Below are 273 nucleotides of genomic sequence, written 5' to 3' on the forward strand. Positions count from 1 at the left end.
ACTGAGGCAGGTTGCCTATGAGCTTAGCGCCCCGGAAGCCGATATGTCGGCCATGGCGGCGCTAGGCTTTGACCCTGAAGACTTCGATGAATCAGATAACACTATCGAGGTTTGGGAATGTAACGCAGATGCCTTCTATGTCTTTGAGTCGATGGCGACACAGTGGCGAGTAGGCATGGCAGGGGCAACCGGTCTGGACTACGCTGCAATGCCCGTGGTCATGGATATGGTAGGGGTGGGTAAGAAGCGCAGGCCGGAAGTGTTCGCATCGGT

The 273-nt window shown here is 56.0% G+C and carries 1 protein-coding gene; it reads left to right on the forward strand.

All coding sequences use genetic code 11. From position 1 onward, the window contains the following. Positions 1 to 273, forward strand: a 273-nt coding sequence (locus RMT89_RS42990) for a DUF1799 domain-containing protein (RefSeq protein WP_315889195.1), incomplete at both ends; no start/stop codon positions are given.

Source organism: Streptomyces sp. P17, from assembly GCF_032436805.1.
GTDB lineage: Bacteria > Actinomycetota > Actinomycetes > Streptomycetales > Streptomycetaceae > Streptomyces.